Annotated in this window: 2 protein-coding genes and 1 pseudogene; 2 read left to right on the top strand and 1 reads right to left on the bottom strand. The window is 59.7% G+C overall.

Features of this window, described 5'->3' with window-relative positions:
• Positions 1-333 precede the first annotated feature (333 nt).
• A pseudogene (locus LCM4573_RS19150) lies at positions 334-920 on the top strand (IS30 family transposase); the annotation flags it as partial.
• A 269-nt stretch (positions 921-1,189) separates the two neighbouring features.
• On the opposite strand, the gene LCM4573_RS19155 reads toward LCM4573_RS19150, so the two are convergent.
• Positions 1,190-1,507, bottom strand: coding sequence for a hypothetical protein (locus LCM4573_RS19155; RefSeq protein WP_157895529.1), 318 nt, complete (start codon positions 1,505-1,507; stop codon positions 1,190-1,192).
• Positions 1,508-1,775: 268 nt separating this feature from the next.
• On the opposite strand from LCM4573_RS19155, the gene LCM4573_RS19160 reads away from it, so the two are divergent.
• The coding region (locus tag LCM4573_RS19160; RefSeq protein ID WP_116285610.1) for an autotransporter outer membrane beta-barrel domain-containing protein at positions 1,776-3,751 on the top strand (1,976 nt) is incomplete at its 3' end.

Raw genomic sequence — 3,751 nt, forward strand, 5'->3', positions numbered from 1 at the left:
GATTTCATGAATGATCCGGAGGTCATTGCCAAAAGGCAGAAGGCGCTGGCGCGCATGGAGGCAGCGGAATGAACCGCTGGCACTCATAGTCTCAAAGCTAAAGACGAAGGGGCGCGTCCCTCACCCGCCCCCGCTCCTCCCTCGCAACCCGGCCCAGCCGGTCGGATCGGGGGCTGCGGTCAGCGCCAGCGGCGATGCTGAGTGTCGCATTTCTAACTGGCTGGCGGCGCCGCACCTCTAACCAGCTTTGACATTGGATGTAGAGGGGTGGGTTCAAGGATGAAGTGCGACTTGCGATAGATACCAATGGGTTATCACGCGCAAGGAATGCTCATGAGACGCACCTACTCCCAGATCGATATGGATGAACGTCGCAGGATCGCTCGCTGGCGATCGGCCGGCCTCAGCGCCACCGTCATCGCCGAGAAGCTCGGCCGGCATCGTTCGACGATTTTCCGCGAGCTCAGGCGCAATGTATTCGTTGATACTGTCGTTCCCGATCTTAGCGGCTACTACTGCGTGACGGCGCATGGCATGGCTCGTGAACGCCGTGCGAAGCTACGGAAGCTTTCGCGCTACTCGCATGTCCGGCAGTCGGTGATCGAGCGGATCATGTACGGCTGGTCGCCGCAGCAGATCTCCGGGCGCATGCGCCTAGAACGCAATCCGATCTCGGTCAGTCACGAGACGATCTATAAGTTCGCCTATTCCGCAGACGGCCAGGCCATCAAGCTGTGGCGGCATCTGCCGGAGCATCGTGCCCGGCGCCGACCGCGACATGCAAGACACAAGCATGGACAACGGTTTAGCCCGGAACTCAACATCCTGCGCCGCCCCGAATCGTCGCGGATCGAAAACAGTTCGGGCATTGGGAATGCGATCTGATTCAGTTCCGGAAGAAGTTCGGAAAAGCCAACGTACGGGACTTCAACAAGTCTCAGGGCTCGGACAACGATCCGCGCCTCGCTCTGCTCTTCTTACGAATTTGGCTCTTCATGCTTCTCTACGCCAACCTTGAGTCCCCGTTCTTCGTGGGCAAGTCTGGTTCACGCTGCTGAGTGCGGTATTCGTGCTGCGCCTGCACGCAAGGATGCCACAGGTCATTGAAGCATCCTCCCGCGAATACGGGATGACCGGCAAATGGAGCGGCGCGCCCCAAGTGAGCGCGAGGTTTCAGTAGGGATCGACTTCACAGTTCGGCTACCGCAGACATCATCTCGGTTCTCCCCGTATGCAACTTGCCGATCAGCTTGAGGAATTCGCGCAACGCAAGGGCCAGCTCCCTTCCATCGGTCACCGGTAGATCGATGATCGAATTGAGCCGAGCGATGACCCGTTCCGCCGCCTCCCTGACCGTTTCGTCTTCCGTTTTGCCCACGATCTCGCAGGCAAGAACATACATCTGTCGATAGCTGTGCACAGCCAATATCGCGCGCACAAGCCAATCTTTTTGAAGGCTCGTCATGAGCTTACCGCAACCCCAGGCTACATTTGAGATGCGGTGCATTTACCCCATTTTGGCTCAGGAGTGCGAAATCTCGCTATCTTTGGTGAAGAGGCTAGTAACCATCTTTTCAGGCATCCAATCCGGTCACCGCGCGGTAGTCCATGTTGCCAAACGGACACGCCGCAGGATCAAAGGCGCGCATATGCAAAAACTTGTAATTGCATAGTTTTTCGATTCGCATGCAGTGTGATCACGCCAGGAAAAGGGGCGTCCAGGCGAACCCGACGATGGGATAAAGAGGCCCTGTGGATGATCCTGGCGAGGACTGATGTCAAAGCATGCAAACTGTTATCGTAGCGCCACCTCAAAAATCGCGCTGACTGCAGCGCTCTTATGTATGGCGCACGACCGCGCCGCCGCTGCCAATGAATGCGGCGCGCCGGTCGGCGGTGTCGTCACGTGCTCCGGCAGCAATTATCCCTCGCCCGGCATCATCTATCAGAATGCAAGCGGCCTGACGCTGATACTCGATAATCCGAATCTGGTTGCCCTGAAGACCAATGTGAGCGTGGGCGCCGTCACCCTCACCAGCTCGTCGAACAATATCAACGACATCGTTGTCAATGCGCTCTTGTTCCAATCGGCTCAGTCGACCTTGACTAATACGAACGGCCTTCRCGCCTCCAATATAGGAACTGCCGGGAACACCATCATTCGGATGGACACAGGCACAGTGACGACGCGCGCCAATGTAGGCTCGGTCTTCGCGGGAATCAACAATACCGCTGGCAACATCGGCGCGGGCAGTGCCCTGATCACGCTCAATGGTGGGCAGGTCATCAATACGGGAGCAGGCAATGGCGTCTATGMTCTAAATCAGGGCACTGGCAATGCCGTGATCACGATGACGGGCGGATCGGTCAGCACCGTCGGCGCCACTGGTGCCGGCCTGCGGGCCATCATCGCCAATACCRCCTCCTCTGGCGCGGCCAGTGTCACCATCAGCGACGGTACGGTCACGACCGCTTCGGGGACAGGCATCCTCAGCCAGTCCGAGCTGGGCAGCGCCGGCATCACCATGGCAGGCGGCGCGGTCACGGTCCAAAGCGGCACCAATCCCGTCCTGAGCGCGGTGGTCAACAATGCAGTGGCCACGAGCACTGCCAGCATCAGCATGAGCGGAGGCACAGTTACGAACAACGGCAGCGGCGACGGCTTATTCGCCCGAAACAACGGTGCCGGAACGTATAACATCAACGTCGCTAGCGGCACTGTCACGGGAGGCGGTGGGAACGGCGCAGCAATACATACAGCGGGTGCGGGCAACGGGACGGTGACCATTGACGCCGGGGTAATCATTGACGGCTCTGCCTCCGGAGTGGCTTTGCGAGACGGTGACGCCGATCGCGATGGCAGCGACGAGAACAATGGCAGCGCTACGATCACGACGGCAGGCACGCTCACCGGTGACGTAGTTCTGGGGGGCGGCACCGATACCCTGACTGTCACTGGAGGCGACATCAGTGGCAACATCACTGGAGACGGTACTGACCTGCTAACGTTCGACCTTGGCAGCGGCAGCTTTGTCTATAGTGCACCCTTTTCTATTACCGGTATCGACGCACTGACGGTTAACTCCGGTTCCCTCCAGCTCGATGGCAGCTCAACCTCCGCCTCAATCGAGGTGGCAAGCGGTAAACTCGCGGTCAACGGAACGGCTATCGCCGGGGGTGGTATCGACGTCCTGGCCGACGGCCGGCTGCAGGGCACCGGCACCGTTGTCGGATCGCTGACAAGCGCCGGCACGATCGCGCCGGGCAACTCGATCGGTACGCTGACGATCGACGGCGACTATGTGGGGAGTGGCGGCACGCTTGAAGTCGAGACCGTGCTTGGTGACGACGTGTCGTCTACCGACCTTCTTGTGATTTCCGGCGGCACGTCGGGTTCCACCAATGTGCAGGTCGTCAATCTCGGGGGCGCGGGCGCTCAAACCGTGGAAGGCATCAAGATCGTCGATGTCGGCGGAGCTTCTAACGGGGCCTTCGCACTGCAGGGCGACTATGTTTACCAGGGCGATCAGGCCGTCGTCGCCGGTGCCTATGCCTATCGCCTTTACAAGAACGGCGTCAGTGATCCGGCAGACGGTGACTGGTATCTCCGCTCCGCCCTGATCTCTCCCGACGAACCTGCTCCAGGGCCTGGGCCGGGTCCTGGCCCTCATGAGCCGGCACCCACGCCGCTCTATCAAGCCGGCGTGCCGATTTACGAGGCCTATGCCGGCGCGCTGCAGACCTTCAATCA

Source organism: Rhizobium sp. LCM 4573 (assembly GCF_001854865.1).
Classification (GTDB): Bacteria; Pseudomonadota; Alphaproteobacteria; order Rhizobiales; family Rhizobiaceae; genus Neorhizobium.

Bases quoted from the DNA above. Each gene is read 5' to 3' on its own strand.
- LCM4573_RS19155 (WP_157895529.1), bottom strand. From the start codon at position 1,507: ATGCACCGCATCTCAAATGTAGCCTGGGGTTGCGGTAAGCTCATGACG.